4 protein-coding genes are annotated in these 4,312 nt (G+C 34.3%); 2 read left to right on the forward strand and 2 right to left on the reverse strand.

Features of this window, described 5'->3' with window-relative positions; genetic code table 11:
• Positions 1-27 precede the first annotated feature (27 nt).
• The gene (locus tag IJQ68_RS06380) at positions 28-948 is read left to right on the forward strand and encodes an ABC transporter ATP-binding protein (RefSeq protein ID WP_292798367.1); all 921 of its coding nucleotides are present in this window, start codon (positions 28-30) and stop codon (positions 946-948) included.
• Positions 949-957: 9 nt separating this feature from the next.
• Positions 958-1,683 (forward strand): ABC transporter permease, encoded by a 726-nt coding sequence (locus IJQ68_RS06385; RefSeq protein WP_292798369.1) that lies wholly within the window; start codon positions 958-960, stop codon positions 1,681-1,683.
• Positions 1,684-1,720: 37 nt separating this feature from the next.
• On the opposite strand, the gene IJQ68_RS06390 is transcribed toward IJQ68_RS06385, so the two are convergent.
• Positions 1,721-3,232: a HEAT repeat domain-containing protein gene (locus tag IJQ68_RS06390; protein WP_292798371.1), complete on the reverse strand. Its 1,512-nt coding sequence runs from the start codon at positions 3,230-3,232 to the stop codon at positions 1,721-1,723.
• Positions 3,233-3,241: 9 nt separating this feature from the next.
• Positions 3,242-4,288 (reverse strand): ribonuclease H-like domain-containing protein, encoded by a 1,047-nt coding sequence (locus tag IJQ68_RS06395; RefSeq protein ID WP_342765135.1) that lies wholly within the window; start codon positions 4,286-4,288, stop codon positions 3,242-3,244.
• Between the last annotated feature and the right edge of the window lie 24 nt (positions 4,289-4,312).

A 4,312-nucleotide genomic window follows, 5' to 3' on the forward strand; every position in this document is an offset into this window, starting at 1 on the left:
AATAACTTATGATTAAATGGTGATAAAATGAATGATTATGCAATAGAAACAGTGAATTTATCAAAGAAGTATTCAAAGGATATGGTTGTAAATTCCGTCAACATGCACGTTGAAAAGGGAAAAATCTACGGACTTCTTGGAAAGAATGGAGCTGGAAAAACAACTACAATGTGCATGCTTCTAAATCTTGTATACCCAAGCAGCGGAGAAATTTTTCTTTTCGGGAAAAATCCCAAAAAACATTCTAAAGAAATTTATTCAAATATAGGATCAATTATTGAAACTCCAGGATTTTATGAAAATCTGACAGCATATGAAAACCTAAAGATCATTTCAAAAATAAGAGGAAATTACAATCCCCATTATATAAGATTGGCACTGGAACTTGTTGATTTAGAAAAACACGAATCCAAAAAATTTAAAGATTACTCATTGGGAATGAAACAGCGTTTGGGAATAGCTGCCGCTATTATGCACAATCCCGACCTGTTAATTTTAGACGAACCAATTAACGGCCTTGATCCTTTCGGAATCAAGGAAATCAGGACTCTACTAAAAAGATTATCCCACGAATATGGAATAACCATACTGATTTCAAGCCACATTCTAAGTGAAATAGAAAACATTGCTGATGTTATCGGATTTATGGACAATGGAGTGTTAATTGAAGAAATGTCAAAAGAAGAGTTATACGAAAGACTGGATAAATTTGTGGAATTTGAAGTGTCCGATATAGAATTAGCTATTAAAATTCTCGAAGAATTAGGTCTAAATGAGAATTATGATTTTACTTTTAAAAATGAAGGAAAAATCCATTTATATACAAATATTGAATCAAGAGATGAAATCAATAGACTATTCGTTAATTCAGGCATCAATGTTAAGAAAGTAAATTTATGTGAAGAAAATCTGGAGGATTTCTTTACACGAATGATATCCAACACATAAGGTGATTAAATGTTAACTTTTATAGAAATGGAATTTATAAAGCTTAAACGATCAAATATCTTTTTGTTAAGTTTAGTGGGAGCAATTTTACCTCCCCTATTAATGTTTATAGCAGTTACAGCATTTGATGAAGGACAAAGCTTTGAAGCATTATTTACAAATGTTAATATGTATATGTCAGCTATGTTTGCAATTCTCCTTTTTGCAATAATCATATCCTATCTTTTCGGCAGGGAATACAATGAACATACTTTAAAATCAATGCTGACAATTCCAATATCAAGAGGAAAATTCCTAGTAAGCAAATATATAATGTTTTTAGTATGGATTATGATATTAACAGTAGTGACAAGCATATCAGCAACAGTATTTGGATTTATTGCAGGTTTAGATGGATTTACTGTGAAACTATTTATGGATAGCTTTGCAGAGCTTCTATTTGCCAACGTTTTATTATTCCTAACATTCTCCCCATTCGTATTTGTTTCACTGTTCATTACGAATATGGTTCCTGCAATGGTTGGCGGTGCCGGTTTGTCCTTAGTGAATCTGATGATATACGGTCAGAGCTGGGCCCCATATGTGCCATGGACATGCCCATACCTAATTGCATCCGGTGAAATAGCTGAGTATGCCACAAGCACTTCTCTATCCTATGGAATCATTTTGGCAACATTTCTAATTGGACTGGCCATATCCTACATTTACTTTACCAAAAAGGATGTACCTCTTTAGTATTCACCAATTAACTATTGGTGAATAACTTATTTTTTTAGCTTAATGTCTGAATCCTGTTTTTAGCAACATTTCTTACATACTCGTTTTCATCACTGACAGAAACGTTTTTGAGAACTTTCTTACTTACAATCTTTTTAACGCAGGCTTCCCTTACTCTCCATGATTTATCCTTTTCTAAAATGTCAGTTAACGTGCTTTGGCTCCTTATTTTGGAAACGCATCTGACTGAAATGTCCTCATGGATATTCTGCTCATAGATTTTAACAATAATGTCCTCATCATCAATCTTATTCAATGCCTTAAGGCTAAAGTCGACATCCTTGTTGGCTAAAATGATTTCAACCAATACCTTAAGCTCATCAATATTATCTAAAGTATCCTTTCTGACGGAAGCTAATTTTGAATCATGCAATATCTTAACGTAAGCTGATTCGGAGGTGATGTTTTTCATCGCTTCACGGGCGATGTCCTCATGAGCAGTATTGACTGCAATTTTGACGAAATCCTCTTCTGAGGTAATATTTGGGTTTGTCACAGCATGAGTCCTTACGAATGAATCCTCATCATTTAATGCAATGTCAATTAACACATCCGCATCAGTGATCTTTTTAACGGCAGTCTGGCGTGAAAATCTGTCTGAATCACTGCGGGCAACCTTGACTAATGTGTCCTCATCGCTTATCTTTTTGATCGCTTCGCTTCTGACAACACTGTCCTCATCACTCAAAGCAATTTCAGACAATAGCTTTTCATCATCAATGATTTTAACCAAATCCAGCCTGACATCAGATTTTTTGGAGTTTAAGACAATGTCTTTTATTAAATCCTGATTTGTGATTTTTTCAAAAATGATGTTTCTGATTTTAGCGTTATCCTCCTCTTTTGCTATCTCCACAAGTTTCTCCTCATCTGAAATCTTGTTAATGGCTGCAATCTTGACTTCGCTGTCCGAATCTGTCAGGACAATTTCTTGAAGAGTATCCTCATCTGTGAATGAGTCTTTTAAAACGGCAGCTTTACGAATGGATTTATCTTTTGCTTTAAATACCAGATCAGATAATATTTTCTCATCACTGATTTTTTCAAGTGCTTCTTTTCTGTACTTTTTGTCCTTTGCTTCAATTGCAATGTCTTTAAGGGTTTCTTCATCTTCAATCTTATTGAAAATTTCAGTTATTTGAGGGGATTTTTTCTGGTTAATTACCATTTCAGCTATGGATTTGTTGTTTTCTCCCAATCTTTCATATGCAAAGCTTCTGACATCATAAAAATTGGAGTTTTTAGCTGCATCCCATAATAAATCCTCATCTTCCAGTTTGTTTGCTGCCATGAGCCTTATTGCCCTGTCTTTAACGTTTTTGGCCAGGTCAAGAGCCACATACTGGTTCGTGATATTGTTTACTGCAACTGCCCGCTCATTTCTGTTTTTGCTGTTCATAGCAATTTCTTTCAGCTGCAGTTCAACTTCTGGAATTTCAATTTCCGTTGGAATTTCATTTACCTTCTTTTCTTTCTTGTCTTTTTTAAATCGATCAAATAACCCCATATTAAGCACCTATTCGTAATTAACCTCTTCATACATTTTAGCCAAAAAGTCAGCCAGCGAAACGATATCCTGCCTGTTGTGTTCTATTATCGGAACCATTGGCCCAATATTGTTTTCGCTCAGATAAGTATTATAATAACCTGGAATGTACTGGCCTGGAACATCGTCAACCCTTTCAAGTCCGAACTTGTATTTTTCTATTGTCTGCAGTTTGCAGTCCGGAAGCTCATCTCTCCAGAGATATTTTGCAAAATACATTAAATCAAGGTGTGCCAAATCAAAATCAACATTCAGTCTGTGGTAATTGAGCCTGTTTTTTATGAACGGCACATCAAAAGTCTTTCCGTTGAACGTTACATGAACTGAATCCTCATCCAAATGTGAAAAGTAAGCCTTTAAAACAGCCAATTCCTCATCAAGATCCCTTAGGAAGTACTGTGAAGATATGATATTTTTTCCTTTGATTTCAGCAACGCCGATTAGAATTATCGGGACATTGGAAAGGCCCAAGGTTTCTATATCCATGAACTTGAAGTCGCTGACATCGGGAATGCTTACGCACTTGATTAAGTTGTCCTTGCATTGCTTTTGATACTTATTTTCATTCAGCAAATCAACAATACTTGAAAAGGGCATTTCGTCAATATTTTCCAAAAATTTGCGGGCATTCTCTTTATGTGAATCATGGTTTAGAAGGGATTCTATTGTATCATATCCCTGTTTTTTTAATTTTTCTTCTGTTTTAATGCCTATTTTTGGAAGCAACTTCAGATTATGATTCATCTGATTTTTAAAGTTATTTTCAGCCAGATTGAAATCTATCTTTTCCTTTTGGACAATACTTAAAGTCTCACCATAAGGCGTTTCTATAACATTACTGCCTTTAATATCAGTTAATTTTTTATCCCGATATTTAATTAATAGCTGTTCTTTTAAATCTTTGAAATAAGATGGTGAAACCTTTTTATACTCATCAAACGGAAATGTCTGTGAACTTGGAGAGTTCTCCAGTATTGATTTAAGCATGTAATTTTCATGTTCTAAGTCCTGCATCAATTATTTATTATATAATATGTTGAA

The organism is Methanobrevibacter sp., assembly GCF_017447225.1.
Classification (GTDB): domain Archaea; phylum Methanobacteriota; class Methanobacteria; order Methanobacteriales; family Methanobacteriaceae; genus Methanocatella.

What these genes read in the sequence shown, in the direction of transcription:
- IJQ68_RS06390 (WP_292798371.1), bottom strand. Translation starts at nt 3,232, where the DNA reads ATGGGGTTATTTGATCGATTTAAAAAAGACAAGAAAGAAAAGAAGGTA.
- IJQ68_RS06385 (WP_292798369.1), top strand. Translation starts at nt 958, where the DNA reads ATGTTAACTTTTATAGAAATGGAATTTATAAAGCTTAAACGATCAAAT.
- IJQ68_RS06380 (WP_292798367.1), top strand. Translation starts at nt 28, where the DNA reads ATGAATGATTATGCAATAGAAACAGTGAATTTATCAAAGAAGTATTCA.